26 protein-coding genes are annotated in these 26,986 nt (G+C 34.9%); 12 read left to right on the top strand and 14 right to left on the bottom strand.

What is annotated here, in order from left to right:
• Positions 1 to 5 precede the first annotated feature (5 nt).
• The 3 genes from N4270_RS16235 to N4270_RS16225 all read right to left on the bottom strand — a co-directional run bounded on the left by N4270_RS16235 (position 6) and on the right by N4270_RS16225 (position 3,808).
• Positions 6 to 2,276 carry a TonB-dependent siderophore receptor gene (locus tag N4270_RS16235; RefSeq protein WP_260098407.1) on the bottom strand — a complete coding sequence of 757 codons (2,271 nt, stop codon included), beginning with the start codon at positions 2,274 to 2,276 and terminating at the stop codon, positions 6 to 8.
• Positions 2,277 to 2,313: 37 nt separating this feature from the next.
• On the bottom strand, positions 2,314 to 3,210 hold the full coding sequence (locus N4270_RS16230) for a FecR family protein (protein ID WP_260098406.1): 897 nt from the start codon (positions 3,208 to 3,210) through the stop codon (positions 2,314 to 2,316).
• 82 nt (positions 3,211 to 3,292) lie between these two features.
• Complete coding sequence (locus tag N4270_RS16225) at positions 3,293 to 3,808, bottom strand: RNA polymerase sigma factor (protein WP_260098405.1); 516 nt, start codon at positions 3,806 to 3,808, stop codon at positions 3,293 to 3,295.
• Between the two features lie 306 nt (positions 3,809 to 4,114).
• Between N4270_RS16225 and ffh the strand changes: the two genes are divergently transcribed.
• Genes ffh through N4270_RS16210 form a run of 3 tightly spaced genes read left to right on the top strand, consistent with a single transcriptional unit; the run spans position 4,115 to position 7,113 of the window.
• Positions 4,115 to 5,443 carry a signal recognition particle protein gene (gene ffh, locus N4270_RS16220; protein WP_260098404.1) on the top strand — a complete coding sequence of 443 codons (1,329 nt, stop codon included), beginning with the start codon at positions 4,115 to 4,117 and terminating at the stop codon, positions 5,441 to 5,443.
• Positions 5,444 to 5,498: 55 nt separating this feature from the next.
• On the top strand, positions 5,499 to 6,374 hold the full coding sequence (locus N4270_RS16215; protein ID WP_260098403.1) for a bifunctional 5,10-methylenetetrahydrofolate dehydrogenase/5,10-methenyltetrahydrofolate cyclohydrolase: 876 nt from the start codon (positions 5,499 to 5,501) through the stop codon (positions 6,372 to 6,374).
• Between the two features lie 25 nt (positions 6,375 to 6,399).
• Entirely contained in the window at positions 6,400 to 7,113 is a 714-nt protein-coding gene (locus tag N4270_RS16210; RefSeq protein WP_260098402.1) for a TIGR02206 family membrane protein, read from the top strand.
• Here the strand turns inward: N4270_RS16210 and N4270_RS16205 are convergent.
• From N4270_RS16205 to N4270_RS16160, 10 genes are all read right to left on the bottom strand, one after another.
• Positions 7,095 to 7,517 carry a VOC family protein gene (locus tag N4270_RS16205; protein WP_260098401.1) on the bottom strand — a complete coding sequence of 141 codons (423 nt, stop codon included), beginning with the start codon at positions 7,515 to 7,517 and terminating at the stop codon, positions 7,095 to 7,097. The genes N4270_RS16210 and N4270_RS16205 overlap by 19 nt on opposite strands.
• A 150-nt stretch (positions 7,518 to 7,667) precedes the next feature.
• Positions 7,668 to 9,581 carry a beta-lactamase family protein gene (locus N4270_RS16200; protein ID WP_260098400.1) on the bottom strand — a complete coding sequence of 638 codons (1,914 nt, stop codon included), beginning with the start codon at positions 9,579 to 9,581 and terminating at the stop codon, positions 7,668 to 7,670.
• A 50-nt stretch (positions 9,582 to 9,631) separates the two neighbouring features.
• On the bottom strand, positions 9,632 to 10,099 hold the full coding sequence (locus N4270_RS16195) for a hypothetical protein (protein ID WP_260098399.1): 468 nt from the start codon (positions 10,097 to 10,099) through the stop codon (positions 9,632 to 9,634).
• The gene (locus N4270_RS16190; protein WP_260098398.1) at positions 10,092 to 11,045 is read right to left on the bottom strand and encodes a DUF6265 family protein; all 954 of its coding nucleotides are present in this window, start codon (positions 11,043 to 11,045) and stop codon (positions 10,092 to 10,094) included. Before N4270_RS16190 ends, N4270_RS16195 begins: the two co-directional genes overlap by 8 nt.
• A gap of 224 nt (positions 11,046 to 11,269) precedes the next feature.
• Positions 11,270 to 12,142 (bottom strand): LytTR family DNA-binding domain-containing protein, encoded by an 873-nt coding sequence (locus N4270_RS16185; RefSeq protein WP_260098397.1) that lies wholly within the window; start codon positions 12,140 to 12,142, stop codon positions 11,270 to 11,272.
• 12 nt (positions 12,143 to 12,154) lie between these two features.
• Positions 12,155 to 12,904 (bottom strand): 23S rRNA pseudouridine(2604) synthase RluF, encoded by a 750-nt coding sequence (gene rluF / locus N4270_RS16180; RefSeq protein WP_260098396.1) that lies wholly within the window; start codon positions 12,902 to 12,904, stop codon positions 12,155 to 12,157.
• Between the two features lie 17 nt (positions 12,905 to 12,921).
• A complete protein-coding gene (locus N4270_RS16175; RefSeq protein WP_260098395.1) occupies positions 12,922 to 13,749 on the bottom strand; it encodes an alpha/beta hydrolase in 828 nt (275 codons plus the stop codon).
• Positions 13,749 to 14,111 carry a cupin domain-containing protein gene (locus tag N4270_RS16170; RefSeq protein WP_260098394.1) on the bottom strand — a complete coding sequence of 121 codons (363 nt, stop codon included), beginning with the start codon at positions 14,109 to 14,111 and terminating at the stop codon, positions 13,749 to 13,751. Before N4270_RS16170 ends, N4270_RS16175 begins: the two co-directional genes overlap by 1 nt.
• A 53-nt stretch (positions 14,112 to 14,164) precedes the next feature.
• Positions 14,165 to 14,734, bottom strand: coding sequence for a hypothetical protein (locus N4270_RS16165; RefSeq protein ID WP_260098393.1), 570 nt, complete (start codon positions 14,732 to 14,734; stop codon positions 14,165 to 14,167).
• Between the two features lie 27 nt (positions 14,735 to 14,761).
• Complete coding sequence (locus N4270_RS16160) at positions 14,762 to 16,294, bottom strand: DUF853 domain-containing protein (protein WP_260098392.1); 1,533 nt, start codon at positions 16,292 to 16,294, stop codon at positions 14,762 to 14,764.
• 56 nt (positions 16,295 to 16,350) lie between these two features.
• Here N4270_RS16160 and N4270_RS16155 point away from each other — a divergent pair, with 56 nt between their 5' ends.
• Both N4270_RS16155 and N4270_RS16150 read left to right on the top strand, forming a co-directional pair.
• Positions 16,351 to 16,797, top strand: coding sequence for a RidA family protein (locus N4270_RS16155; RefSeq protein WP_260098391.1), 447 nt, complete (start codon positions 16,351 to 16,353; stop codon positions 16,795 to 16,797).
• An 87-nt stretch (positions 16,798 to 16,884) separates the two neighbouring features.
• The gene (locus N4270_RS16150) at positions 16,885 to 17,517 is read left to right on the top strand and encodes a 7-carboxy-7-deazaguanine synthase QueE (protein ID WP_260098390.1); all 633 of its coding nucleotides are present in this window, start codon (positions 16,885 to 16,887) and stop codon (positions 17,515 to 17,517) included.
• Positions 17,518 to 17,594: 77 nt separating this feature from the next.
• Here the strand turns inward: N4270_RS16150 and N4270_RS16145 are convergent, their stop codons facing one another.
• Positions 17,595 to 18,140, bottom strand: coding sequence for a DUF2911 domain-containing protein (locus tag N4270_RS16145; RefSeq protein WP_260098389.1), 546 nt, complete (start codon positions 18,138 to 18,140; stop codon positions 17,595 to 17,597).
• A gap of 260 nt (positions 18,141 to 18,400) precedes the next feature.
• On the opposite strand from N4270_RS16145, the gene asnB reads away from it, so the two are divergent.
• The 7 genes from asnB to N4270_RS16110 all read left to right on the top strand — a co-directional run bounded on the left by asnB (position 18,401) and on the right by N4270_RS16110 (position 26,936).
• Complete coding sequence (gene asnB, locus N4270_RS16140) at positions 18,401 to 20,071, top strand: asparagine synthase B (protein ID WP_260098388.1); 1,671 nt, start codon at positions 18,401 to 18,403, stop codon at positions 20,069 to 20,071.
• Between the two features lie 194 nt (positions 20,072 to 20,265).
• Positions 20,266 to 20,835, top strand: coding sequence for a helix-turn-helix domain-containing protein (locus N4270_RS16135; protein ID WP_260098387.1), 570 nt, complete (start codon positions 20,266 to 20,268; stop codon positions 20,833 to 20,835).
• A 22-nt stretch (positions 20,836 to 20,857) separates the two neighbouring features.
• Complete coding sequence (locus N4270_RS16130) at positions 20,858 to 21,592, top strand: CPBP family intramembrane glutamic endopeptidase (protein WP_260098386.1); 735 nt, start codon at positions 20,858 to 20,860, stop codon at positions 21,590 to 21,592.
• Positions 21,593 to 21,923: 331 nt separating this feature from the next.
• Positions 21,924 to 23,873, top strand: a complete 1,950-nt coding sequence (gene gyrB, locus N4270_RS16125; protein WP_260098385.1) for a DNA topoisomerase (ATP-hydrolyzing) subunit B — start codon at positions 21,924 to 21,926, stop codon at positions 23,871 to 23,873.
• A gap of 253 nt (positions 23,874 to 24,126) precedes the next feature.
• On the top strand, positions 24,127 to 25,140 hold the full coding sequence (locus tag N4270_RS16120) for a DUF6588 family protein (protein ID WP_260098384.1): 1,014 nt from the start codon (positions 24,127 to 24,129) through the stop codon (positions 25,138 to 25,140).
• Positions 25,141 to 25,265: 125 nt separating this feature from the next.
• On the top strand, positions 25,266 to 26,192 hold the full coding sequence (mdh, locus tag N4270_RS16115; protein ID WP_260098383.1) for a malate dehydrogenase: 927 nt from the start codon (positions 25,266 to 25,268) through the stop codon (positions 26,190 to 26,192).
• Between the two features lie 93 nt (positions 26,193 to 26,285).
• A complete protein-coding gene (locus N4270_RS16110; protein WP_260098382.1) occupies positions 26,286 to 26,936 on the top strand; it encodes a DUF4412 domain-containing protein in 651 nt (216 codons plus the stop codon).
• Positions 26,937 to 26,986 lie beyond the last annotated feature (50 nt).

Below are 26,986 nucleotides of genomic sequence, written 5' to 3'. Positions count from 1 at the left end.
GTTTTTTAGAATTGCAATCTAAAACTAATATTAGGCGTAATTCCTAATGATAAATTCTCAATGGTTATAATATCACCATCATTGTTCTTAGTGAAATAGCGGTTGATTACATTCTTGGTATCTAAGAGGTTCCATATCGATGCTCCAATAGAGGCATTGAGCTTATTAGTAAATTTTAACTGATAGGTTGCAGACAAATCTGTTCTAAAATAATCGTTCAAATTGGTGCTGTTGGGAGCTTCGTAGTCGATTTGATTACTCATATTAGACTGATTTTCTAAAGGAAGCGTTTGTGGTTTTCCAGAGTGCCAGTTAACACCCAAAGCTAATTTTAAATTGTTGATAGCGTAAGTGCCTGCAAACGTAGCCGTGTGTCTGATATCTAAATTATTAGGAAAGTCCACACCGTTATTTAAATCGTCAAAAGTGTAGTCGTTTTTACTAAACGAATAACTTAACCAGGTACTAAACGAATCAAATTGTTTATTAATTAAAAAATCAATGCCATTAACCTGATACTTGCCAAGAGCATTATTAAACTGAAATTGATTTTGAAAGCCTTGACTTTGAGTGGTTATGCCTTCCACATTTTTAATAAAAGCTTCGGCACTAATGAGGAGCTTGTTCTTGTTGTAATGAATTCCGAAGGCGGCCTGAACACTTTTAATAATGGGAATATCTTCATTGTTTGATAAAATCCACCGTCGTTTTTCAATACCTAAAAAGTCATTCTGTAAGTCTATTATTTGCGATGTAGTTTGGCTTTTGAGTTCGGCTAAAAATTCGAGTCTAAAATCGTTATTTAGTTTATGACTTAAGGACAATCTCGGCTCGGTAAAAAACTCTGAAAATTTTTCGATATAATTGGTTCTTAGTCCTATTCTGGCGTAAGTGTTTCGGTTAGCAGAGGTGAATTCGGCTTCGCCATAAATAGAATGCGTTCTTACAACTTCTTTTATAAAACTTTCAAAACTCGGATTGTCTATTGTTTCGGCATTGCTAATGATTACCTCACTAAACTGATAACCTCCATGAAGTTTTAAATGTTCATCTATATGATTGGTTGCATTAATTTTTATACCAAAATCTTCAACATGATTGTCTTGATTAAGTTCTTGGTCATTAATTATATCAAAATTGGTAGCCTTTAAATCGTAAGTTGTAAAATAGAGTTGAGCCGTGGTGGTTAGTTTGCTGTTCCAGTATTTTAGATATTCTACACCAGTTGCAAAGTTGGATTGTTCTAACTCATTTTTTAAAGGAATTTGAGCATCAGTATTTGATTGCTGGTCGTAGGTGAGTTTGTTGTTTATGGTTAGAAAATTAAACCGAAATTGATCTTGGTCTGTAACGTCATACAGAAATTTAGTAGCAATATCATAAAAGTAAAAACGTTCGTTATTTGATACGATTTCTGAATTTCCTTGCTGCGGATTAGAAAAATCGCTATCCTGAAACACACGTTTTAAGTATTGGTCGTAGGTTGGAGTGAAAATAAAATCGGTAACCGATCGTCTGGCAGATACTTGAATTTCGCCTTTTTCATTTAAAGGTACTTTAGCAAAACCATCGGCATGAATGAGGTTAAAACCTGCGCCAGCTTTAAAATCCTGATCTAAACTATTGGATTGTTGCATATCGATGACACTGGAGACACCATCACCAAATTTAACACTTGTACCATTTTTAGAGACATTGACTTCTTTCGTTAAATAGGGATTGAATGCCGAAACTAATCCGAAGAAATGCCCAGATTGGTACATTTTTATACCATCCCATAAAATCAAGTTTTGATCGTGTGTGCCACCTCTTACATTGATATTTGACACACGTTCGTCAACGCTTAAAATCCCAGGTAAGGCTTGGATACTTTGTAAGATATCAGGTTCAATCAAACCCGGAAGAATTCCGAAGTCCTCTGTTTTGATATTAATTTTACCATCACTCTTTTTCGAAATCCCTTTTGTTAGGTAATTGGTAATCACCACTTCTTCAAGTTTCTGGGTGATAAAATCACTAAAAGGGTTACTGCGTTTAGAGATGACCACACTGCCTGTGCTGAGCATTATAAAATCGAGATTTGTTTCTGCTTTTAAAAATTCTAAGGCGTCTTCAATCGTTAAATTGTCGTCAGGTAAAACAGCTGTTTTAGTTTCAATAGTTTGATCTAAGTAAGTGAAGTTGATATTGTATTTAACCTCTAAAAGTGCTAGAATTTCGGAAAGCGGACGCTTATTTTTTGAATTAGTTTGCGCAAAAATGCTGCCTAAGTTCAAAAAGAACAAAATTATGAAAAAGGTGCATAAATTTTTTTTATTCACGTTTTAGCCTAATGATATGATCCGTTTTACTATACTTTAATTGTAATGGTAAAGTAATGGATTTTAAGGCAATTTCTATATCATTATGCGTAAAACTTCCCGTAAACTTTTGTGAAGCATCCAGGTTTTCAAATTGAATTGAGACGTTGTATTGGCGTTCAAATTCGGCGATAACTTCGCGATACGGAATACTTTTAAACGTACTGTTATGGTTGACCCATGACGGAAGAGGTGCATTTTCTTTTTCGGTAGCAATATAATTCCCATCAATAATTAAAAAGCTGTCTCCAGGAAGGAGTGTCGTGTTTTTTGTATCTGTATGCACACTCACCTTGCCTTCGTAGCAAGTGACTTCAAAATAGTGAGGTCGTTGTTTAACGTTAAACTGAGTTCCAAGCACACGAACCGTTCCCATGTTAGTATTCACATCAAAGGTTTCTCCTTTCTCTACTTTAAAAAAAGCTTCGCCATCTAATGTGACATTTCTTAGGTTTGTCCAACTAGATTTGTTAAACTTAATCGTAGACATGGCATTTAATTCAACCTTTGAAGCATCAGGTAATACCATAGATTTGTGTTGTGATGCTAGTGTTTGAACTGTTTGATCTAAAGTCGTAGTGTAATAATACAAGCCAAAGCAAATCACTAAAACAGCTGCGATTTTAGAAAGTGTAGGTAAAAGTTTATGGGATTTTTGAGGTGTATTGCTAACAGAACTCCATACCGATTCTAAAGCTGCTTCTGTGTTGACAGTTTCAGCTTTAAAACCTTTTAGATGTGTGTCTAAAGTGATTAAATCGTGATAATCTTCAAGTTGCTTGAATGCTTCAAGTTCTTGCGGATTCAAATCATGGTCTAACCATTTTTGTATGAGGACGTCTCGGTTCATAATCTTAAATTCAGGTATATAACAGTTATATGTTAAAAATCCCTACCATTCTTTTTTAATATTTTGTCAACAGCCAGCCTAATTAAAGTTCATCAATATCTTTTCTCAATTTTTTTAGGGCACCATAAATTCGTTTTTCTACAGCTTTTGTCGAAATATCAAGTAATTCTGCAATTTCTTTAAAACGTTTGCCTTCAACTCGATTCATCAAAAAAGCAACGCGCTGTGCTTCGGTTAAGTTAGCGATGGCCTTTTCTAATTTTGCTTGGTATTCTTTTTCCTGAAGGAGGAATTCCGGATTTATATTCGTGCTATGTTTTGGTTTGGTTTGTTGGTGTTTAAGAACCACTTTGCGATGCGCAAATTCATTCAACATTAAATTATTGGCAGTGGTAAATAAAAAACTTTTGGCTTTATCTTGAGGTACTTTAGCACAGTTTTCCCATAATTTTACAAAGGCTTCCTGCATTTTGTCCTGCGGATTTAACTGACCTCCAAATTTGTAGTATAAGAAATCATGTAAATCTTTGGAATATTTTCTGAAGATAGATGAGAACAACTGTTCTTCGCAAATATGATTTTTAAGCGGTTTTGACATTTTGATTTTTGGTTGAGGCTAAGTTATGAAAATGTAAACGAATAAAAATTCAAATTCTAGAGTTCTAAGTCTAAAACAAGAATTGTTAGTTTAGAAGAGGAGCCAGGTAGGAGTTTCTTGTTTTTACTTGTTCTATAAAAAAATATAAGTAATAGTTAAGTCTGCTTAACCGTTAGTTTTAGTTTTTAGTTGGTTAAAAAGGATTGTTGGTCATAGCAATCCTTTTTTTTTATGGCTTAATTTCAAACTTCGCTTCATAAATACATCACAAATCGTTAAATTTGCATCTTTAAATTCTAAAAGAATATGTTTAATAATTTAAGTGAAAAGTTAGATAAAGCATTACACGTCTTAAAAGGTCATGGTAGTATTACCGAAGTCAATGTTGCTGAAACTTTAAAAGAAGTTCGTAGAGCCTTATTAGATGCCGATGTTAACTTTAAAATTGCTAAAGAATTTACCAATAAAGTCAAGGAGAAAGCTTTAGGTCAAAACGTATTAACTAGTTTACAGCCAGGTCAATTGATGGTGAAACTTGTTAAAGACGAACTTACTGAGCTTATGGGAGGCGACGCCGAAGGTATTAACCTTTCGGGACATCCAAGTGTGATATTAATGTCGGGTTTACAAGGGTCTGGTAAAACCACCTTCTCTGGTAAACTGGCGAATTACTTAAAAAACAAGAAAACCAAAAAGCCTTTATTAGTCGCTTGTGATGTGTATCGTCCGGCGGCAATTGATCAATTACATGTTGTAGGTGATCAAATAAATGTTGAAGTCTTTAGTGATAAAGGCAATAGTGATCCTGTAGCAATTGCTCAAGCTGGTATATCACATGCCAAAGCAAACGGACATAATGTAGTGATTATTGATACCGCAGGTCGTTTAGCTGTTGATGAAGCAATGATGACCGAAATTTCAAATATCCATAAAGCCATTCAGCCACAGGAGACCTTATTTGTGGTAGATTCTATGACAGGTCAGGATGCTGTAAATACAGCAAAAGCCTTTAACGATATTTTAAATTTTGATGGTGTAATCCTTACCAAATTGGATGGTGATACGCGAGGTGGTGCTGCGATTTCTATTAAATCTGTTGTAAATAAGCCAATCAAATTTATTGGTACAGGTGAAAAGATGGAAGCGATTGATGTCTTTTATCCGTCACGTATGGCAGATCGTATCTTAGGTATGGGAGATGTTGTGTCTTTAGTTGAAAGAGCTCAGGAGCAATATGATGAGGAAGAAGCACGTAAGATTCAGAAGAAAATTGCCAAGAACCAATTTGGGTTCGATGATTTTTTGAAGCAGATTCAGCAAATCAAGAAAATGGGTAATATGAAAGATCTTATCGGAATGATTCCAGGAGCAGGAAAAATGATGAAAGATGTCGATATAGATGATGATGCTTTCAAGGGCATTGAAGCCATTATTCACTCTATGACACCAGAAGAGCGCTCTAACCCTTCTGTGATTAATGCAAGCAGAAAAAAGCGAATAGGTAAAGGTTCAGGTACTTCGGTACAAGAAGTCAATCAGCTTTTAAAGCAATTCAACCAAATGAGCAAAATGATGAAGATGATGCAAGGTGGAAAAGGAAAAGCAATGATGCAAGCTATGAAAGGCATGAGATAATTCTCATGCTTTTTTTGTGACTACTCAAAATAAACACAACACAACACAATCAACAATGACAATTTTAGACGGTAAAAAAGTAAGTAACGACATTAAAAACGAGATCAAACAACAGGTTGATAAAATGAAAGCTAAAAATGAGAAAGTTCCTCATTTGGCGGCCGTTATTGTTGGAAATGATGGCGCGAGTCTAACCTATGTTGGAAGTAAAGTTCGTGCCTGTGAGCGTGTTGGATTTGAGTCTACAATGGTTCGTTTGTCTAATACCACCAGCGAAATAGAATTGTTAGATAAGATTGAAGAATTAAATCAGGATGATGATATCGATGGTTTCATTATTCAGTTGCCATTACCACCGCAAATTAATACTCAAAAAGTGCTTATGGCAGTCGATCCAAGTAAGGATGTTGATGGATTTCACCCTGAAAACTTCGGAAAAATGGCATTAGATATGAGTACGTTTATTCCGGCAACGCCTTTTGGGATTTTAGAATTATTAGATCGTTATGGCGTAGAAACAAAAGGAAAGCATACCGTTGTGATTGGCAGAAGTCATATTGTTGGGCGTCCAATGAGTATCCTGATGGGACGTAAAGGGTTTCCAGGAAATTCTACAGTAACGCTCACACATAGTCACACCAAAAATATTACCCAAATTACTTCGCAGGCCGATATTATTATTTCGGCATTAGGTGTTCCTAACTTTTTGAAAGCCGAAATGGTAAAAGATGATGCGGTTATTATAGATGTAGGTATTACCAGAGTTCCAGATGAAACATCTCCTAAAGGTTATATTATCACAGGTGATGTTGATTTTGAAAACGTGAGTAAAAAAGCAAGTTATATCACGCCTGTTCCTGGTGGTGTTGGTCCAATGACCATTGCAATGCTTCTTAAAAATACGTTGTTGGCACGAGAGCAACGCATGTAGTAAATGCATTTAGCTATATTGCAGTATGATTAATTGTTGTACTGCTTCGGGTCGTGTTCTTATAGGTAGTTGGGAGCATCTACTTCCAATAGTTTTAGCCTTCATCTTTGCTGCTTTTTTAATGCGGTACGCCAAAACTTTAGCTTCTAAAAAGCAGCAGCGTCTTATCCATTATGTCGCTGTATTTGTTTCGCTTACAGTTATTGGGTTTCATCTTTATAACAGCATTTTTAGTACCTATAATTATAGAACCGATTTACCTTTGTATTTATGTAGTCTACTCGGTATTTTAATTCCGATATATACCTATTATCAGAAATACTGGATGTTTGAAATTTTAATATTTTGGATCATCGCGGGAACCTTACAAGGTGTGATTACCCCTGATATTGCAGAAGGGTTTCCGGCTTTTGACTATTTTAGATATTGGATTGTTCACTTAGGATTGCTCCTCATCATCTTCTACAGTATTTTTGTTTTAAAGCTGAAACCTAAACTTAAAAGTGTCTTTAAGTCCTTTTTTGCACTACAACTTTATGTTGGTTTAATGGTCGCGTTGAATTTTATTTTAGATGCCAATTACTTCTACTTAAATGAAAAGCCAAAATCGGCTTCGGTACTTGATTATTTTGGAGATTGGCCTTATTATATTATAGTTTGTCAGTTACTAATTATTCCTGTTTTTCTACTGATTTATTTACCATTCTATTTACAAAAGTCTTACTTAGCAAATAACTGATTTATATCTTTAAAGGCTTTAAATTCTAGAGCATTTCCTGAAGGATCCAAGAAAAACATCGTGGCTTGTTCCCCAATTTGACCTTCAAAACGTATGTAAGGTTTAATGATGAATTTTATACCTTTTTCAGCTAGCGATTTTGAAAACTCATGAAATGTATCCCAAGGTAAAACGACACCATAATGCGGAACAGGAACCGATTTACCGTCTACAGCATTTGTATGTACGTCTGACTTTGATTTTGCTTTGTAGTGGATGACGAGTTGATGCCCGAAGAAATTAAAATCAACCCAATGCTCACTACTACGACCTTCTTCACAATTGAGAATCTCTTTATAAAAGGTGCGGCATTCATTAAGATTGTGAACAGGAATAGCTATGTGGAATGGAGAAACTGCAGGCATAAGTATTCGATTTATAGTTAAAGTTCGGTTTTGAATTTCAACATAAAGATCATAATTTTTAAGGATATTTTGCAGATTTTATTTCAGATTTTAATGCACTTTAACAATTTATCATCAGTAGAAAATAAAGGTGTTACTAAATAAATTATACTACTCTTTTTGTAAAATCGAGGCTAAATCGATAGTATACAATTCTACATTGTTATTGTTCATTTCAACTCTAAAATCCTTGTGTCTGTTACTGGCAAAATACAACTTGTCCTGATGTATTTTAGGTGACAAATCACTACCGCCAGAGTTTAGTTCGCCTAAATGTTTGGCTTTTGTCCATTGGTTATTTTTATAATAGCTAATATATAAATCGCCATCATGTGTAATATTCTCCTCACGACCACTGGCTTCAAAAATGATATAATCACCATCAGGAGCAATACAACTTCCCCATTCGCCACCTTTGGTGTTTATGGCATTACCTAAATTTATAGGTGTTTGATAACTTCCGTTGTTTAGATGAGATACCCAAAGGTCACCAGACCCTAAACCACCGTCTCGATAGGAACCAAAATATAGATGTCCTTGTTTATCGAGTGTAGGACTGTATTCTGATTTTTCTGAATTATACACAGACAGATGTTGCGGTTCACTCCATGAATCTCCTTGTTTTTCAACAAACCAAATATCTCTGTCTTTTTTGGGTTTAGTACCAGAAATGGGTCGGTTAGATGAGAAATATATTCTGTTTCCATCTGGAGTTGCAAAAGGTGAACTATCTGAAAACTCTCCAGAAAAGCTAGCCACTTCAGGTTGTGACCATTGCTTATTGACTAGCTTCGATTTGTAAATGGCACTTTTTTGTCCTCCAGCATAGAAGGAGTCTTTTTTAGCAAAATAAAGTTCTTTGCGGTCTGGCATTAGAGTTAGAGAGGTTTCTACCTTGTTTGTTAAGATTCCTTCAGCAAATAATTCAGGCTGAATCGTTGGCTCTAAGTTTGTTTTGGTTTGAATGTATTTCGTGAAAATTTCGAAAATATAATTGGCCTTTTGTAAATCCCAAGCTGTTATCACAACAACCATATTTTCTTTTGGATCAACAATAATATATTGACCACCTGCACCTCTGGCAGCATAAATATGAGACGCTACTTTGGGGTTGTTTTCTGTAGCTTTTGGTGTATTCCACCAAAAATAATCATATCCGAAGCGATAAAACCGATTGTCTTTAATATTCTTGGTGATGGCTGTTCCTGCTGCATTTTTTGCCCAGTTTTCTGGTAAGAGCTGTTGACCATTCCAAACACCATTGTTGAGGTGTAATTGTCCGATTTTAAGCATATCTCTGGATCTTAAAAAGAGGAGCGCAGCGCCATTATGCTGTGGACCACCATTGCCTTCCCAAAAACGATAGTTAGTAATACCAAGAGGTTTAAACAGATAGGTGTTTGCAAAACTATCAATAGGCATTTTAGAAGCTTCTTGAATAATTCCCGATGTTAAAACAGGTGCTGCATTACTGTAATTAAATACGGTTCCTGGCTGGTGCTTCATTGGGGTGTCGAGAATCATTTTATACCAATCGCCTTCAGAAGCCAAAACTTTTCGCCATGAATTATCAGGAGAATTCCAAGGCGCTTCCATCCAATCAAAACCATGTCGCTGGGTTAATAAGTCTTCAATGGTTAATTCTTTTTTCCATGCGTCAATATGTTCAATAGGACGGTCGCCAAAAAACGGTAATACATTTTGATTTACATCTTTAACGAATCCTTCTTTAATCGCAATTCCCATTAGGGTTGCGACAACACTTTTTGTTGCAGATTGTAACATGTGTAGCGAATCTTGTGTCCAACCGTTATAATATTTTTCAAAGACCATGGTATGGTCTTTAAGAATGAGTATGCTATGAATCGTTCCGTATGTGTCTGCTTCAACAGCTTTATTGAGCTCGTTTAATCGCTGGCTATTTACTTCGAGATAAGATATGGTTTTTTTTGGTGTTTCTTCAGTACAACCTAGAGCGAGACTAAGGCCAATGATAATACTTAGGATGCAGATTTGTGATTTCATATACGTATGTCTTTAAACAGGATGTTTATAACTCTGATTTTATACGGCTTTCAATCTGATATAATTTGCGCTTCAGCTTCTGCTTTTAAATCGGAAGCAAACTGATTGAATTGGTCGTCAAAATCAGGGATATGTTTTTTATATAACGGATAAAATAGCCCAGAAATTTTTTCAGAAATGGCTACTTTAGTCCAGTTATGTTCGATTTTTTTTAAAGTAAAAATCCGATTTCCATTAGAACCACGCCATATCATTTTCGAATGAGGTTCAAAGCAACTCACCTTAATTTTAAACACTTTGTTTGGAGCAAGTTTAGATCTTATTTTTAGTTTTCCTCCAAGCATCATTTCTCCTTCAATAGCTATAAGCGTGCTATTCCATATGTTTTGTTTTACTACATTAGTGAGTAAGCTCCAGACGTCTTGTATATTGGCGTTAATATCAATAACAATAATGGTTTCTCTGCTAAATAGGTTTTCTATAGTTTGCGCGACACCATTTTTATACATGTTAGTCAATTTTCAGCAATTTATAACCAAACCCCTTACCATTATCACCTAAAACTCGAATGGAGATGGTGTTTTTGTTTTCGATTTTGTAAATGATTTTTTTAGGAAAATCATGATTCAAATTTTCAAAAGAATAGGCGTCGTTAATAGCTGGATTTAGTGTGAATTCGATAGGTTTTTGGTCGTTCTGATTTAAAACGGTAGCTGTATATAATATCGAATCAGAATTAATTGTGATGGACAAATGCTCGCTAATAATTTCTTTGCCATCTTTTAATTTATAGCCATAACCTGTGTAGCTATTCTCAGATTTTTTTTCCCAAACCTCATACGAGTCTTTGTTCTCTATTTTCCATTTGCCTTCAATATGACTAATATCCATGCGTTTTTTGCAGTCTATTTTCCATGTTGGATATACGACCGATTCCGTTTTGTCAACCCATTCGCCAATCCATTTATATCCCGTTTTATCTATGTCATAAAAGCTTAGTCTAAAAAAACCTTCGGTGCCATTAGGTGCTTTTTGTTCTCTGTAAAGCACAATTTTGCCGTCTTTTTTATTGCCTTCCCATACCGGAAATGTGGTAGACGGTGTTTTTGAAGCATACCAATGCACATACCAACGGCTACTGTCTTTTATAAACTGTCGGATGCTACCCGAATGAGCACCATCAGATTTTAAGGTTTCATCTTGAACCGCAGTACCATTCAGGATGTATTTCCAGGTCCAAGTCATGTCTTCAGGGGCATTCCATGAACCATCTTGTTTTCTGGTAGTTGAACTGCAATTGCAAGTTCCTATTAAAGGTTCAAAATCTTTAATTTGCTCTGGTGCTTCAGGGTTTGGCAAACCAAAAGGATGTTTTTCTGAAGCCTCATAATCATATTGAGCATGCGTAACTCCAGTGAAAAAAATGCCAAGTAATACGATAAGAATGTGTTTTGAATATGTCATGTAAATTCTATTTGTTTAAAACCCACCTGAACCTGCACTTCAGGTTTTATTAATAATCACAATGTTAAGTTAGTTATTTGTGTTTAGTTCAGATGGGAAATAATTATTAAATCATTCAACTAAGAATAAAATCAACCTATTCAAAAGAAGTGAAAAAGATGATGACTTAGACCTATATTGCAGAGAACACTATAGAATTTGCAGTAAGTTAGGTTAAGAATATGCTAATTAAGAAAATCTTTTACGGTTTTTAAGTTGCTTTTAGAAACCGGAATTTCCATATCATTTTCAAGAACGAGATTAGGAGAGCCTGACATGTGTAGTTCTTTTGCAAATGACATATTCACAATGGCTTTTCGGTGCACTCTTAAAAAGTTAGTGCTTAATTTTTCTTCTAATGCTTTTAATGAACTGCGCATGGTGTAAGCGCCATTTGATGTGGTATGAACTTTTACGCAGTAATCGTCTGCTTCAATCCAGCTAATGTTTTCGACAGGAATAATTTTACGTTTATTACCGATTTTAATATTGAGAACACTTGCTTTTTCATCAATAGTCGAATTGAGTTTTTTAAACAAACGTGCGTTAGTGGTTTTTAATTCTGAAAGCTCTTGGACTTCAATTTGTAGTTTTTCGTTTTCAAAATATAAGTACAATATCATACTAATAGCAATATAGCCAAGTGTATAAATAGGTGCTTTTTGATACATAAAAAACGGCAGGTATTCTGAAAATAAAGCTGAAAAAGTAAAGTGATCACCCGAAAAGAATAATTGACTTAATGATATGATTAAAATATTAAGTATCACCAAGCCTAAAATGAGTCCGCCAAGTTTTAAAATCCCCAATGTAGTTTTTTCTTTGGTTGTATTGGTTCTTGAATAAGCTATCAAAACTAATGATAGTAAAAGCCAGATAACCCAACGATAGGATTGCGCTTTTAAAATCGTGAGGAAAGCAACATCATTAGCAATTTGGAATCGTTTGATGTAATATAATTGTTGAAAAGTCTCGAAGGTAATTGCTAATATGACAATGAGCGCAATAATTAAAATGCTGCGTTTGGTATTTGATAACTGTTTAAATAGATGTAGCATATGAACGTTGGCTTACCTTTGTCTTTTCGATTCGAACGTTTTTGTTGAATCTTCAAGTAGTTTGTTTAAGTCTTTAAACTCTTGAGCAGAGAGTTCACGATAGGTTCCAATAGGCATGTCTAATGAAATATTCATAATCCGAATCCGTTTTAAGGTTTGCACTTCATAAGTTAAATATTCACACATACGTCTAATTTGACGGTTTAAACCTTGTGTTAAAATAATACTGAAGGTATTCGAATTAATTTTTTTGACTTTACACTTCTTTGTGGTTTTTCCTAAATCTTCTAAATAAATTCCGCCAGCCATTCTATTGATGAAGGTTTGCGAAATAGGCTTATCAACTGTAACGATATATTCTTTTTCGTGATTGTTGCTGGCTCTCAGGATTTTATTAACGATATCGCCATCATCAGTGAGCAGAATTAAACCTTCACTTGGCTTGTCGAGTCTTCCTATAGGAAATATACGTTTAGGATAATTTATAAAATCAATGATATTATCTTTTTCTACACGTGTATCTGTAGTACATACAATTCCAACGGGTTTGTTGAAGGCGAGATAGACAAACTCTTTTTTAGTATTCGTAATGAGTTTTCCATCGACATGCACGTCATCTGAAGGTGCAATTTTTGTTCCCATTTCTGGAATTTCACCATTAATGGTTACACGTCCAGCATCAATGAGTTTATCGGCTTCTCGACGCGAGCAGTACCCAACTTCACTAAGGTATTTATTAATTCGTTTTAATTGATCAGACATGTTTCAAAAGTACAAAACTAAGCGCTAATAAATTCAAGAATATGATCGTGGACTTCATCCGATTTTAAACCATGCCCATAACCTCTAGTAGAAATTAGCTTCGCATTTTTGTAAAAGTTGTCAAAGTCTTCGGCATCTTCATAAGGAATTATTTTATCCAATTCATCGTGTATAATGAGTCCGTGTGCATTTATATGTTCCGAAAGACGCGCTGCATTAAAATAATCGGGTTCTTGATTGAAGCGTTCAACGACGATGTTGTTCATGGCTTTTGCAACACGATTATTGTAGCCCATCATGGCAATATAGCGTCCAAAAACACCGACAAAATTTGAAGGCGCACCAAGTAAAATTAACTTTTGTATAGAAGGTAACTGGTATTTTTGCTGAAAAAAAGCGGCCGCCATTCCACCAACCGAATGTCCGATAATTATATTAGCATTAAACTTTTTTGCCACGACATTAATACATTCAGAATAAATGATTGCATTAAATACTTTTCCGCTCGATCTACCATGAGCAGGTGCATCAAGTGAAATAATATTGTAATCTAGAGCTTTTAATTTTTCAATTAAAGGCTTCCATCGGTAAGAATTACTTTCCCAGCCATGAGCTAATAAAACCGTGTCTTTTTTACCTAGCCAGCGGTAGGTCATAATATTCAGGTTGTCATATTCAACGTCTTCAATAAAAGCCGTCATTAAAAAATCCTTTTCTAATTCTTTGAGTTTTATTCGACGCGGACGAGAAAATAGTGAAATCGCCATTTTTCCTGCTCTTTTAGGAGAGAGAAAGCTAACCAGGTTGATACAGCCACCTATGGATTTTGTAATAAACTGTTTCATTAGGCTTCTCTGTTAACTAAGTTCATAGAAAAAGCAGGCCTACAAATCGCTATGTATTCACAAGGTTCGGTAAACGGATTTGAATATTGTACTCGCGTATGTTTTTCAATTTTAATTGATTGACCAGCACTTAGAACTACAGTTTCATCTTCAATGATAAACTGCTTTTTGCCTTTGATAATATAGGTATATTCATCAAAAGCAGGTGTTTGAAACGGCTCACTCCAACCAGGAGGAGCAATCATATGAGCAATACTAATATCAGAATTACCATTTGTAGCATTGCCAAAATGCTCTTTTATTACTTTGCCATCAGTTGTAGGTACGACAAAAGGGGACTTTTGAATCGTATATTTTTTCATTCGTTGTTAATTATTTGCGCTCCCTTTTATTAGTTTTTCGTTTGATATAATAGTTACCAGTGAAGTATAAAATACTTGATTTTAGCTTCATCTGGAATTTGAACAGCTTCAATATTTAAATTCATATCGAATCTTAAATTGGCTGGTAATTCTTTCTTGTCAATAGTAAATGATGCGTTAATTTCGTTAACAGAAATCACCACAGCATTGATAAGGTTGTCTATACTGGAAATATTATAGTTCTCATTGATATCTTTAAACGTACTTAATGTTGAAATGTTTTTATCGGTCTTGTAAAGTTCACTTAAAATATGAACACTTCCAATAACCGAAGTAGAATCAAGGGCTTGTCTTGGCGTAAGACTCAATAATTTTTTTCCTTCAGTAGAGTAGATATCAATATCATTATTTTGACCTGTAAATTCGTCGCCTTTAATCGAAAACCGAGCGATGGAATCATTAGGGAAAATCAATTTTAAATCTTTGACCTGCGTGGAGTCTGTGAGTAAACCTACATGATGCTTCCCAATATGAAAAGGATTCTGCTTTTTTTCCGTAGTACAGTTTGTGAAAGTTATAGCAATAATGACTATAAATGATAGGTGTTTTATAAATGTATTCAATGGTGTAATAATTATTTTTAAGTTGTCTTATTTAAGCATTTTGGTTAAAATACCAAGAACGCTTCTAATTACTGTCGGACTTGTCAAAACTTTAACAATCGGGTTTTGTCTTGTGCTTCTCGATGATGAAGAGCGTCGTTTACTTTCGGCTTTTTCAAGCGCTTCTTTTTCTTCACGAGCTTTGGCTTTAGCTTCTTCGGCTTCAGCAACTTCAATTTTTTTATTGAGCATTTCATAAGCACTTTCCCGATCAATCACTTCGTTATATTTTTTAGCGAGTTTAGATTTTCCGAGTAAGCTGCCTAATTCAGAATCTGTAAGTACATCCATTCGACTCATTGGCGCACGCATCATCGTGGCAGCTAAAGGTGTTGGTTTGCCTTTTTCATTTAATGCTGAAACTAAAGCTTCTCCAATGCCTAATGACGTTAATACATCTGCCGTATCGTAATATTTAGTATCTGGATAATTTTGTGCCGTAAGTTTGATGGCTTTTCTGTCTTTAGCAGTAAATGCTCTTAAGGCATGTTGAACTTTTAAACCCAGTTGCCCAAGAACGGCTTCGGGTACATCTGTTGGATTTTGCGTTACAAAATAGAGTCCGACACCTTTACTACGAATCAATTTAACAATACTTTCAATTTGATTGAGTAATGCTTTTGAAGCTTCGTTAAAAATTAGGTGGGCTTCGTCAATAAACATGATTAATTCTGGTCTTCCGCTATCACCTTGCTCAGGAAATGTTGAATAGATTTCGGCTAATAAGCTTAACATGAAAGTTGAAAACAATTTAGGTTTATCCTGAATATCGGTTAACCTTATAATATTTATATAGCCTCTTCCATCGTCATCGACGCGTAATAAATCATCAACTTCAAACGAGGTTTCACCGAAAAATAATTCGCCACCTTGTTGTTCAATTTCTACAACTTTTCTGAGGATTGCACCTGTAGAAGCCGTTGAAATTCGGCCATAAGCTTCCGTAAATTCTTCTTTTCCTTCCTGAGTTGCATATTGTAATATTTTTTTGAAATCCTTTAAATCTAATAAAGGCAGTTTGTTGTCATCACAATATTTAAAGATGACAGCTACAACTCCAGATTGAGTTTCAGTTAAATCAAGGATTCGAGATAATAATACCGGACCAAATTCACTCACTGTTGCACGTAACCTTACACCATCTTGTTCTGATAATGTCATGATTTCTACAGGAAATGATTTAGAGTTAAAAGGGAGTCCGATTTTTTCATGACGTTCGTCAATTTTTGGGTGACCAGGACTTGGTTGCGCTAAACCACTCAAATCCCCTTTAATATCCATTAATAACACAGGAACTCCTTTTTCGCTTAAATTTTCGGCTAAAACCTGTAATGTTTTGGTTTTTCCTGTACCTGTAGCACCTGCAATTAAACCATGTCTATTCATGGTTTTTAAAGGGACATTTACATAAGCATTGGTCAGCGTTTGTCCATCTAACATTGCCGATCCAAGAGTGATATAGTCGCCTTTACTGGTATTTCCGTCTGTGATTTCTTTTAAAAAATCGTCCGTTCTGCTCATAGTTCAAAATTTGCATAAAAATAGTGTAATTTTAGTCAAGTTTAAAATCCGCTAAAATGAAAAATACATCCCTTATAGTAATTGTTTTAATTTTCTTCGGAATGACCGCTTGTCAATCCAATAACGAACCTATTGTTTTTTATAAATCCCATGAGCCTAAAAAAGCACAAGCGCCTTTTAGTGATGCTGTTGAAGCTAATGACTTTTTGTTTCTTGCAGGTCAAGTAGGAATGGATCACACAACGCGTACATTGGTTAAAGGCGGAATTGAAGCAGAAACAAAGCAATGTATTGAAAACATAAAAGCCGTTTTAGAACAGCATAATTTGTCTTTAGATGCGGTTGTAAAATGTACAGTTATACTAAAAGATATCAATGATTTTGAAGCTTTTAATACTGTTTATAAAACCTATTTTCCTAACAAGCCAGCCCGAACGACTTTTGCAGCTTCAGGTTTAGCTGTTGGCGCTCAAATTGAAATAGATGTTATTGCAGCAAAATAAAAGTAATATCAACCATTAACTCTAATCGTTAAATTTACTGTTTACTACCTGCTAAATACTGACGACTATTTAATACATTTGCAAGCTATGACAAGAAGAGAACGACAAGAACGTATTGACAAAGGATTGTTATTGCCTTTAATGGAAGAGTTTTATACCATCCAAGGGGAAGGCTACCATAAAGGAACTGCGGCTTACTTTGTTAGAATTGGAGGCTGTGATGTGGGATGCCATTGGTGTGATGTTAAAGAAAGCTGGCTGGCCGAATTACATCCACCAACAGAAACCGAAACCATTGTTGCTAATGCCGTGGCTTATAGTAAAACAATAGTCGTTACAGGAGGAGAACCGCTCATGTGGGACATGGGACCATTAACGACTCAGCTCAAAGCAAAAAATGTGCAAACTCATATAGAAACTTCTGGAGCTTATCAATTATCTGGAACCTGGGATTGGATTTGCCTGTCTCCAAAAAAGATGAAATTGCCCACCGAAGAAGTTTATGAAAAAGCTAATGAGTTGAAATGTATCATATATAATAAGGATGATTTCCGTTTTGCAGAAGAACAGGCTGCTAAAGTGAATAAAGACTGTATTTTGTATTTTCAACCCGAATGGAGTAAACGTGAAAAAGTTGTGCCGTTAATTGTAGATTATGTCATGCAAAATCCGAAATGGAAAGTCTCTTTACAAACGCATAAGTATTTAAATATTCCATAAATCGAGGTTTATGAGACAAAAAAATGCTTCAGAATTTAATTTCTGAAGCATTTTTTATGTTTGTTAAAGGCCTGTAATTACTTGGAAAAAGGAACTGCAACTCTTGCTGTTCCCCAGCCTAAATTCATATGTACACCGTCTTTTGATTCTTCAAAGTAAATTCCAAAAGCTTCAAGAGATTCTTTGGCTTGAGATACGGGAACTTTTAATCTGGCAACATCGTTTTCTTGCTTGTAAAAGTAACTTCCCCAAACATTAATGTCTTTGCTAACAATGGCTGTCCATTCTTTGTCTCCAGGAATCACATAAAACGTATAAGTTCCTGGTGGAATTTTAGTGTCACCTAAAGCCATAGTGGTATAAAGTGTTAACTCTGCAGCTTCATTGGCACCAGTTCTCCAGACATCACCATTAGGCGCTAATTTTTCGAGTGAGCGACCATTAAGTTGCGGTCTGCTGTAAACAATTTTAATTAATTTGTTTGCATCTTTATAGCTTGTTGGAAAAGCGGCAGCATCCATTGGACTTTTATCCATCTTCGGGAAATCCTGAGCATTAGTGTTTATTGAAAAGAGCATTAAAAATGCCATTGCAATAGAAGTAATAATTGATTTTGTTTTCATGGTGTGTTTTTAGTTTTGTGAATATTATAAAATTAAACCCTTATGGTCTTAATATTATATTAAAAGTCGAAGTAGGATGTTAAAGTTTACAATGTTTAAATAAAAAAGTATGTAAATCTATGATAAGATTTCATTTAATAATAAATTTATTATATATAGTTTTAAATTGTAAGTAATAATTAATTTCATGTTTTATATTTGTAAGTATGGTTTCATATTTGCTTTATCAAATTAATAAAAAGATTTAAAAATATAATAGTATGTGTGGAATTGTATGTGCGTTTGACCTAAAACAAAAATCAGAAGACTTAAGACCACAAGTCTTAGAAATGGCTAAAACCATTCGTCATCGTGGTCCCGATTGGAGTGGAATATACAGTGATGATAAAGTGATTATGGCGCATGAGCGCTTGGCAATTGTAGATCCTACTTCAGGAAAGCAACCATTGTTTAGTCCAGATCAAAAGTTAATCTTAGCAGCCAATGGAGAAATCTATAATCACAGAGAATTACGTAAGCAATTCCCAGATTATGTCTTTCAGACAGAAAGTGATTGTGAAGTCATCTTAGCATTATACCAGGAAAAAGGTGTAGACTTTGTAGATGCTATGAACGGTATTTTTGGTTTTGCTATTTATGATTCTGTAAAAGACGAATATTTTATAGCGAGAGATCACATGGGAATTATTCCATTATATATTGGTTGGGATAAAAATGGAACCTTTTATGTAGCTTCAGAATTGAAAGCATTAGAAGGGACTTGTACAAAAATAGAACTATTTCCTCCTGGACATTATATGTCTAGTAAAGATGGTGAGTTTGTAAAATGGTACAAACGCGATTGGACAGATTACGAGGCTGTCAAAGACAACGAAACCAGTATAGCTGAAGTAAAGCAAGCATTAGAGGATGCAGTGCACAGACAATTAATGAGCGATGTACCCTATGGAGTTTTACTATCTGGCGGATTAGATTCTTCAGTAACATCGGCTATAGCAAAAAAATATTCAGAAAGACGAATAGAGGCCGATGATAAGGAGCAAGCATGGTGGCCACAACTGCATTCATTTTCTGTAGGCTTGGAAGGATCGCCAGATTTAGCCGCAGCGAAGAAAGTGGCAGATCACATCGGAACGGTTCATCACGAAATAAAATTCACAATACAAGAAGGTTTAGATGCCATTAGAGATGTAATTTATAATATCGAGACTTATGATATTACAACCATCCGTTCGTCAACGCCCATGTATTTAATGGCAAGAGTCATCAAGTCTATGGGAATAAAAATGGTATTGTCTGGAGAAGGTGCCGATGAGATTTTTGGTGGCTACTTATACTTTCATAAAGCACCAGATGCTAAAGAATTTCATGATGAGACTGTTCGTAAACTGGATAAATTACACATGTATGATTGTCTCAGAGCAAACAAAAGTTTAGCAGCTTGGGGTATTGAAGGGCGTGTGCCATTTTTAGATAAAGAGTTTATGGATGTGGCCATGCGTATCAATCCAAAAGATAAAATGATTAATGGCGAGCGTATGGAAAAATGGGTAGTGCGTAAAGCTTTTGAAGATATGATTCCAGAAAGCGTAGCCTGGAGACAAAAAGAGCAATTTAGCGACGGCGTAGGTTACAGTTGGATTGATACGCTAAAAGAATTAGTAGAAGCAGAAGTCACAGATGAGCAAATTGAAAATGCTAAATTCCGCTTTCCGATTAATACGCCTCTAAACAAAGAAGAGTATTATTACAGAACGATTTTTGAAGGGCATTTTCCTAGTGATGCAGCAGCCTTAAGTGTGCCGCAAGAAGCAAGTGTAGCTTGTAGTACAGCAACAGCTTTAGAATGGGATGAAGCCTTTAAAAATATGAATGACCCTTCTGGTAGAGCCATTGCTAATGTGCATGATAAAGCCTATGTTAAAATATAAAAGAAAAATAGCCATTATGAATCATATAAAAGACCAATCCTACGATTGGTCTTTTTTTATCTGTATTTTGTATTTGAAAATAATATATTTGCTAAAACCCTTGTAAATACAGTAACTGACAGATAGGTGACACCTAAATGACGTGTTAAAAACGAGTGGAGTGCTTTACATTTGTGCCAATGAAATAATGTAAAATGAAACAGTCATCACTAAAAGAAAATTTATTATACCAACGAAAGCTAAAAGGTTATACACAAGATGAACTTTCTGAAAAAACAACCGTTGGTGTACGGACAATTCAGCGCATAGAAAAGGGGGAGGTGCAGCCACATTTGCAAACTATAAAATTGTTGGCGGTAGGATTGGATATCGACGTAGAAGATTTAATTGTAATTGATAATCCTAAAGAAGAAACCATACAACGTAAATGGATGCTATTATTGCATGCGTCACCTTTTTTCGGATTAATTATTCCATTCGCTAATGTGTTATTTCCATTATTTGTTTGGATGAGTAAAGTCGAAGACAATAAAATTTATGACACGCATGGTCGAGCAGTGATTAATTTTCATTGTACCATTAATTTACTACTGATTTTATCTTTGTTGCTGTTTTTTGTTTTTCCAGGCTATAATTATTTTGTGACTGCTGCGGTATTTCTTTTTGGAATTATCATAAGTCTTAAGAATGTCTTTTCAGCCATTGGTTCAGGAACATGTTATTATCCGATTTCCATTCCTTTTTTAAAGTCTAAAAAGGGGTAACTTTTTCTAAATAATATAAAAAATGTTAGGATTATTAGTCATAATAGTAGTCTCTTGGGTGCTTTTGCATTTCATTGAGAAAAAAAATATAGAGGTTTTAGGTATCATTCCTTACCCAAAAAGAGTAGCTCAAATTGGTTTAGGAATGGTGTTTATGATGTTGCTTTGCTTGCTTTGGATTGTAATTGAAACTTTCGTTCTAAATGTGGATTGGCAGCTGAATAAGAATAGCAACTATGCATTTATTTTCGATGCTTTTGTCTATCATGTAAGGTCAGCATTAACTGAAGATTTAGTATTCAGAGGTGCCATTCTATATATTCTTATAAACAGAATAGGAGCCAAATGGGCAATATTGATTTCGGCGATAATTTTTGGCGTATATCATGTCTTTTCCTATGGAATGATAGGTGAGAATTTTATTGCTATTGCATATGTTATTTTCATCACCGGTTTTACTGGATATGTTTGGGCGTATACTTTTCATAAAACAAAATCAATCATGTTAGGATTGGGTTTTCATATAGGCTATAATTTTTTAATGACGATGTTTTATGAATCGAATCCTTATGGTCAATTAGTATTTCAGGAATTATCTAAAACAATACTTAGGGATTGGAATTTCCTTTTTTTTAGTCTAGCTAAAGGACTTTTTCCATCTATAGTTACATTAGTGTTTGTGAAGTACCTGGTAAAGTCAAAATATAAAATTTTTAGTTTCAAACTCACCGATAATGATGAAAACGCGGTCATTTAAATATGTTATTCTTAATCATCAACAACCTAAAGAAATCGATCTAATTTTTAGTCTTTTTTGCGTATTTGAATATTCGAAATATCACCTCTAAACACTTTTGTGTTTTTGTTGCTTTTATGAAGATGTTAAAAAATAACAAAATCGATTTTAAAGCTCTTTTAAGACGATTTAAGACACTTTCAAGTAATTAACAAATGTTGATAATTATTACTTTCAATCGATAAAAAGCTTTCAAAAAGCACTTTAAAATCGTATATTTGTTAGTATTCAAAAATGATGCAATAGTATCATTTTTTTTATGCGTAATTAGAACTTAAATTTATTCAAAATAATGAGCGAAAAAAAAGAAGAATTTAACAAGCACAATTATTCAGCAGATAGTATTCAAGCCTTAGAAGGTATGGAGCACGTTCGTATGCGTCCATCCATGTATATTGGCGATGTAGGTGTGCGTGGTTTACACCATTTAGTATACGAAGTTGTCGATAACTCTATTGACGAAGCACTTGCTGGTCATTGTGATAATATTACAGTAACTATAAACGAAGATAATTCGATTACTACCGAAGATGATGGTCGTGGTATTCCGGTGGATCTTCATAAAAAAGAAGGCGTCTCGGCACTTGAGGTTGTTATGACCAAAATTGGAGCTGGAGGTAAGTTCGATAAAGATTCTTATAAAGTTTCTGGTGGTTTACACGGTGTTGGTGTGAGTTGTGTTAATGCATTATCAGAGCATTTGAAAGCGACTGTTTACAGAGGTGGGAAAATCTACGAGCAAGAATACGAACGTGGTAAGGCAATGTACCCTGTAAAACAAGTGGGTGACACCGATAAACGCGGTACTACAGTTACCTTCAAGCCAGATGCTACAATTTTTACGCAAACATTAGAATATAGCTACGATACTTTAGCAAGTCGTTTACGTGAATTAGCTTACTTAAACAAAGGCATTACAATCCATTTAGTGGATAAACGCTCTAAAAAAGAAGATGGCGAATTTGAAGGTGAAACATTTCATTCTGAAGAAGGTCTTAAAGAATTTATCAAATTCTTAGATGGAAACAGAGAACCATTAATGCGAGATGTCATTTCGTTTGAAGGTGAAAAAAATGGCGTGCCAGTTGAGGTCGCTATGATCTATAATACCTCTTATGCTGAAAATTTACATTCCTATGTAAATAATATCAATACTCACGAAGGAGGAACTCACTTGTCAGGTTTCCGAAGAGGATTAACACATACTTTAAAAAAATATGCTGATTCTTCAGGAATGTTAGACAAATTAAAGTTCGATATCCAGGGCGATGATTTTCGTGAAGGTTTAACGGCGATCATTTCGGTAAAAGTTCAAGAGCCTCAGTTTGAAGGACAAACCAAAACAAAACTTGGAAACAGAGAAGTATCGGCTTCTGTAAGTCAGGCCGTTTCTGAAATGCTTACCGATTACCTTGAAGAGCATCCAGATGATGCTAAAACCATAGTTCAAAAAGTAATCCTTGCTGCTCAGGCACGTCACGCTGCACAAAAAGCACGTGATATGGTACAGCGTAAAACGGTTATGAGTATTGGTGGTTTACCTGGTAAATTAAGTGATTGCTCAGAACAGGATCCTACAAAATGTGAAGTATTTTTAGTTGAGGGAGATTCGGCAGGTGGAACGGCTAAACAAGGTCGAGACAGAGCCTTTCAAGCAATTCTTCCGCTTCGTGGTAAAATCTTGAATGTCGAGAAAGCCATGACCCACAAGGTTTTTGAAAATGAAGAAATTAAGAACATCTTTACTGCGCTTGGTGTAACTATTGGTACCGAAGAAGACAGTAAAGCGCTTAACTTATCTAAATTAAGATACCATAAAGTCGTCATCATGTGTGATGCAGATATTGATGGAAGTCACATTGCGACTCTTATTTTGACTTTCTTCTTTAGATATATGAAAGAATTGATCGAAAACGGCCATATTTATATTGCGACACCTCCTTTATACTTAGTGAAGAAAGGTGCTAAAAAGCAATATGCATGGAGTGATAAAGAGCGTGATGAAATTTTAGAAGAATTTGGAGAAAATTCTAAAATTCAACGTTATAAAGGTCTTGGAGAAATGAATGCTGAACAACTTTGGGACACAACCATGAATCCGGAGTTTAGAACTATGCGTTTAGTCCAAATTGATAATGGTGGTGAAGCCGATCGTATTTTCTCAATGTTAATGGGAGACGAAGTGCCACCACGTCGTGAGTTTATTGAAAAGAACGCCATCTATGCAAATATTGATGCCTAGATGAAATGATCTGGTTTACATTCATCGTGTTGTAGGCGGTTATAAAATTGCTTTCAACAGTTTTTGAAAGAACATAAAATCCTAAATGAAAGCAACTACGTATATAATGTAGTTGCTTTTTTTATGCCGAAATATATCTATAGTATACAGATTTACAGAGTATAAAACATCGGTAAAAGGCAATTATTAACGATAAAAAACGTTGATTGAATAAGTTTTATTAATTTTGAAATCCATTTAACCTACAATTCTCATGAAAAAACTACTTATTACAAGTTTAGCTTTATGTACAGTTATAGCTGTAAAAGCTCAGGAAAATGTCAATGATTTATTAGCAGCAGGTGTTGCAGATGCTAAGCGGTTTACGCAAGATTATATCGCTCCTGCATCCGAAGGATTGGCCTATGGGATTAATAATGGCTGGTTCAATAATGCAAAATCTCCAAAACGATTTCACTTCGAATTGTCGGTTATTGGAAATGTCGGATTCATAAAAGACGAAAAAAAATCTTTTGAAATGAATGTTTCAGACTATGAAAACATAAGATTTGAAGATGGCAGCAGCTCAAAATCTGTTGCTACTGCATTAGGTCATAATGATCCCGACATTACTGTTATTATTACCTATGATGATCCAATTTTCGGAAATCAGGAAACAGAACTAATTTTACCTACAGGGATTGGTTCAGAAAATGTAAACTTGATTCCTGCCGGATTTTTACAAGCTAGTTTTTCGCCATTTAAAGGCACACAGTTAAAAGGACGTTTCTTTCCAAAGGTTGAAACTGAAGATACTAAAATCGGACTCTACGGATTCGGAATTCAGCAAGAATTTACAAGCTGGTTGCCAGCCGATAAAGTATTTCCCGTGGCTATTTCAGGATTGATTGCATATACACATTTAGACGCGAGCTACGATTTTACAGACGCCGAATATGTTGATGGTGAAAATCAACGTGTTGAAACCGATACCAATACCTTATTGTTTCAGTTGATAGTTGGAACAAAATTGCCTATTGTTAACTTTTATGGTGGTTTAGGATATATTACCGGAACCTCTACTACAGATTTATTAGGAACTTATGTTGTCACCGATGGCCTATTGTTTTCCGAAGAAATTAATGATCCGTTTTCAATAGAACACGATGTGTCAGGGATAAGAGCTACAGTTGGTGCAAATCTTAAATTGGGCTTCTTTGGGTTAAATGCCGATTATACGGTTGCCGAATTTGATAGCGCCACTTTAGGGATAAACTTTTCATTCTAAAGTCATTCCTACTTAAAATATTCAAAAAAGCGTAAGATTTTCTCTTGCGCTTTTTTCTTTAACACTCTAAAAATTTGTAATTTTGCACACTCAATTATCAACACAATTTAAAACATAAAAAACATATGAAGGTTACAGTAGTTGGAGCAGGAGCAGTAGGTGCAAGTTGCGCAGAATATATTGCGATTAAAGATTTTGCTAGTGAAGTCGTTTTATTAGACATTAAAGAAGGTTTTGCCGAAGGGAAAGCAATGGATTTAATGCAAACAGCTTCGTTAAATGGTTTTGACACTAAAATTACAGGTGTTACAAATGATTATTCGAAAACAGCCAATAGTGATATTTGCGTTATTACTTCTGGTATTCCTCGTAAACCAGGAATGACTCGTGAAGAATTAATAGGAATTAATGCTGGAATCGTAAAAACAGTATCTTCTAGCTTAATCGAACAGTCTCCAAATACTATTATCATTGTGGTAAGTAACCCAATGGATACCATGACGTATTTAGTGCATAAAACGACCAACTTACCTAAAAACCGAATTATTGGAATGGGTGGTGCATTAGATTCTGCACGTTTTAAGTATCGTTTAGCAGAAGCTTTAGAAGCACCTATTAGTGATGTTGACGGTATGGTAATTGGTGGTCATAGTGATAAAGGAATGGTGCCATTAACAGCTCATGCCACTAGAAATAGTGTTAAGGTTTCTGAGTTTTTATCTGAAGACCGCTTAAACCAAGTTAAAGAAGATACCAAAGTTGGTGGTGCAACATTAACAAAACTTCTCGGAACTTCTGCTTGGTACGCACCTGGAGCTGCGGTAAGTGGTTTAGTACAAGCGATTGCTTGCGATCAAAAGAAAATGTTTCCATGTTCTACCTTATTAGAAGGCGAATACGGTTTAAATGATCTTTGTATTGGTGTTCCTGTTATTTTAGGTCGTAATGGTATCGAAGAGATTGTGACCATTAAATTAAGTGATGCTGAAGAAGCACACTTAAAAGAAAGTGCCGAAGGCGTGCAAAAAACAAACGGTTTATTAGAACTTTAAACCCTTTACTGCGTTGATAAATTTGTTATGGCAAGGTATTTGTCTGTAATGAGTTAACAACACTATAATAGTAATCATAACAAATTTAAAAACATGAAGAACGTATTATTTTTATTCTTAGCAGCATTTAGCTTAACTGTTGCAGCACAAGATAAATTAACTGAAGGAGTTATTACTTCAAAGCAAACTGTAACAAGTGAAAATGCTGAGGTTCAGGCCCAATTAGATATGATGGGGAAACTGGAATCAACAACCTATTTTAAAGGTTTAAAATCGCGAACAGAACTATCTAATCCTATGTCAGGTGATATTGTTACCATAACCAATGGTGACACTAAAGAAATAATGATGTTAATGGATAACATGATGGGAAAAACCTATACCTATCAAAAGCAAGATAGCTTGGATGATAAAATGAAAAACATTAAAGTCATTGCTGGTGATAAGACAAAAAAAGTATTGGGTTACGAATGTAAGCAATATACTGTGACCATTAAGCAAGATGGTGTAGATATGACTATGGAAATGTTCACTACTGAAGCCATTCCAGTTGCATCACAGCAAACAGCTATGTTAGGTGATAAGTTAAAAGGATTTCCTTTGTATATGACCATGACTATGAATCAAATGGGTATGGAAATGCTCATTACGACTGAAGTTACTGAAATCAAAAAAGACAAAGTTTCTGATGATTTGTTTAGTATGACACCACCAGAGGGCTACACCAAAGCACCTGGCCAATAAGCCTAAAGATTAAAATACAGATAAAAAGAGCAGCATTATAGTTGCTCTTT

This window comes from Psychroserpens sp. SPM9 (genome assembly GCF_025153525.1).
Lineage (GTDB): Bacteria > Bacteroidota > Bacteroidia > Flavobacteriales > Flavobacteriaceae > Psychroserpens.
Note: the sequence above shows the minus strand (reverse complement) of the source record. Positions and strands in the feature narration are given on the sequence as shown.

Bases quoted from the DNA above. Each gene is read 5' to 3' on its own strand.
- N4270_RS16230 (WP_260098406.1), bottom strand. From the start codon at position 3,210: ATGAACCGAGACGTCCTCATACAAAAATGGTTAGACCATGATTTGAAT.
- N4270_RS16225 (WP_260098405.1), bottom strand. From the start codon at position 3,808: ATGTCAAAACCGCTTAAAAATCATATTTGCGAAGAACAGTTGTTCTCA.
- ffh (WP_260098404.1), top strand. From the start codon at position 4,115: ATGTTTAATAATTTAAGTGAAAAGTTAGATAAAGCATTACACGTCTTA.
- N4270_RS16215 (WP_260098403.1), top strand. From the start codon at position 5,499: ATGACAATTTTAGACGGTAAAAAAGTAAGTAACGACATTAAAAACGAG.
- N4270_RS16210 (WP_260098402.1), top strand. From the start codon at position 6,400: ATGATTAATTGTTGTACTGCTTCGGGTCGTGTTCTTATAGGTAGTTGG.
- N4270_RS16205 (WP_260098401.1), bottom strand. From the start codon at position 7,517: ATGCCTGCAGTTTCTCCATTCCACATAGCTATTCCTGTTCACAATCTT.
- N4270_RS16200 (WP_260098400.1), bottom strand. From the start codon at position 9,581: ATGAAATCACAAATCTGCATCCTAAGTATTATCATTGGCCTTAGTCTC.
- N4270_RS16190 (WP_260098398.1), bottom strand. From the start codon at position 11,045: ATGACATATTCAAAACACATTCTTATCGTATTACTTGGCATTTTTTTC.
- N4270_RS16185 (WP_260098397.1), bottom strand. From the start codon at position 12,142: ATGCTACATCTATTTAAACAGTTATCAAATACCAAACGCAGCATTTTA.
- rluF (WP_260098396.1), bottom strand. From the start codon at position 12,904: ATGTCTGATCAATTAAAACGAATTAATAAATACCTTAGTGAAGTTGGG.
- N4270_RS16175 (WP_260098395.1), bottom strand. From the start codon at position 13,749: ATGAAACAGTTTATTACAAAATCCATAGGTGGCTGTATCAACCTGGTT.
- N4270_RS16170 (WP_260098394.1), bottom strand. From the start codon at position 14,111: ATGAAAAAATATACGATTCAAAAGTCCCCTTTTGTCGTACCTACAACT.
- N4270_RS16160 (WP_260098392.1), bottom strand. From the start codon at position 16,294: ATGAGCAGAACGGACGATTTTTTAAAAGAAATCACAGACGGAAATACC.
- N4270_RS16155 (WP_260098391.1), top strand. From the start codon at position 16,351: ATGAAAAATACATCCCTTATAGTAATTGTTTTAATTTTCTTCGGAATG.
- N4270_RS16150 (WP_260098390.1), top strand. From the start codon at position 16,885: ATGACAAGAAGAGAACGACAAGAACGTATTGACAAAGGATTGTTATTG.
- N4270_RS16145 (WP_260098389.1), bottom strand. From the start codon at position 18,140: ATGAAAACAAAATCAATTATTACTTCTATTGCAATGGCATTTTTAATG.
- asnB (WP_260098388.1), top strand. From the start codon at position 18,401: ATGTGTGGAATTGTATGTGCGTTTGACCTAAAACAAAAATCAGAAGAC.
- N4270_RS16135 (WP_260098387.1), top strand. From the start codon at position 20,266: ATGAAACAGTCATCACTAAAAGAAAATTTATTATACCAACGAAAGCTA.
- N4270_RS16130 (WP_260098386.1), top strand. From the start codon at position 20,858: ATGTTAGGATTATTAGTCATAATAGTAGTCTCTTGGGTGCTTTTGCAT.
- gyrB (WP_260098385.1), top strand. From the start codon at position 21,924: ATGAGCGAAAAAAAAGAAGAATTTAACAAGCACAATTATTCAGCAGAT.
- N4270_RS16120 (WP_260098384.1), top strand. From the start codon at position 24,127: ATGAAAAAACTACTTATTACAAGTTTAGCTTTATGTACAGTTATAGCT.
- mdh (WP_260098383.1), top strand. From the start codon at position 25,266: ATGAAGGTTACAGTAGTTGGAGCAGGAGCAGTAGGTGCAAGTTGCGCA.
- N4270_RS16110 (WP_260098382.1), top strand. From the start codon at position 26,286: ATGAAGAACGTATTATTTTTATTCTTAGCAGCATTTAGCTTAACTGTT.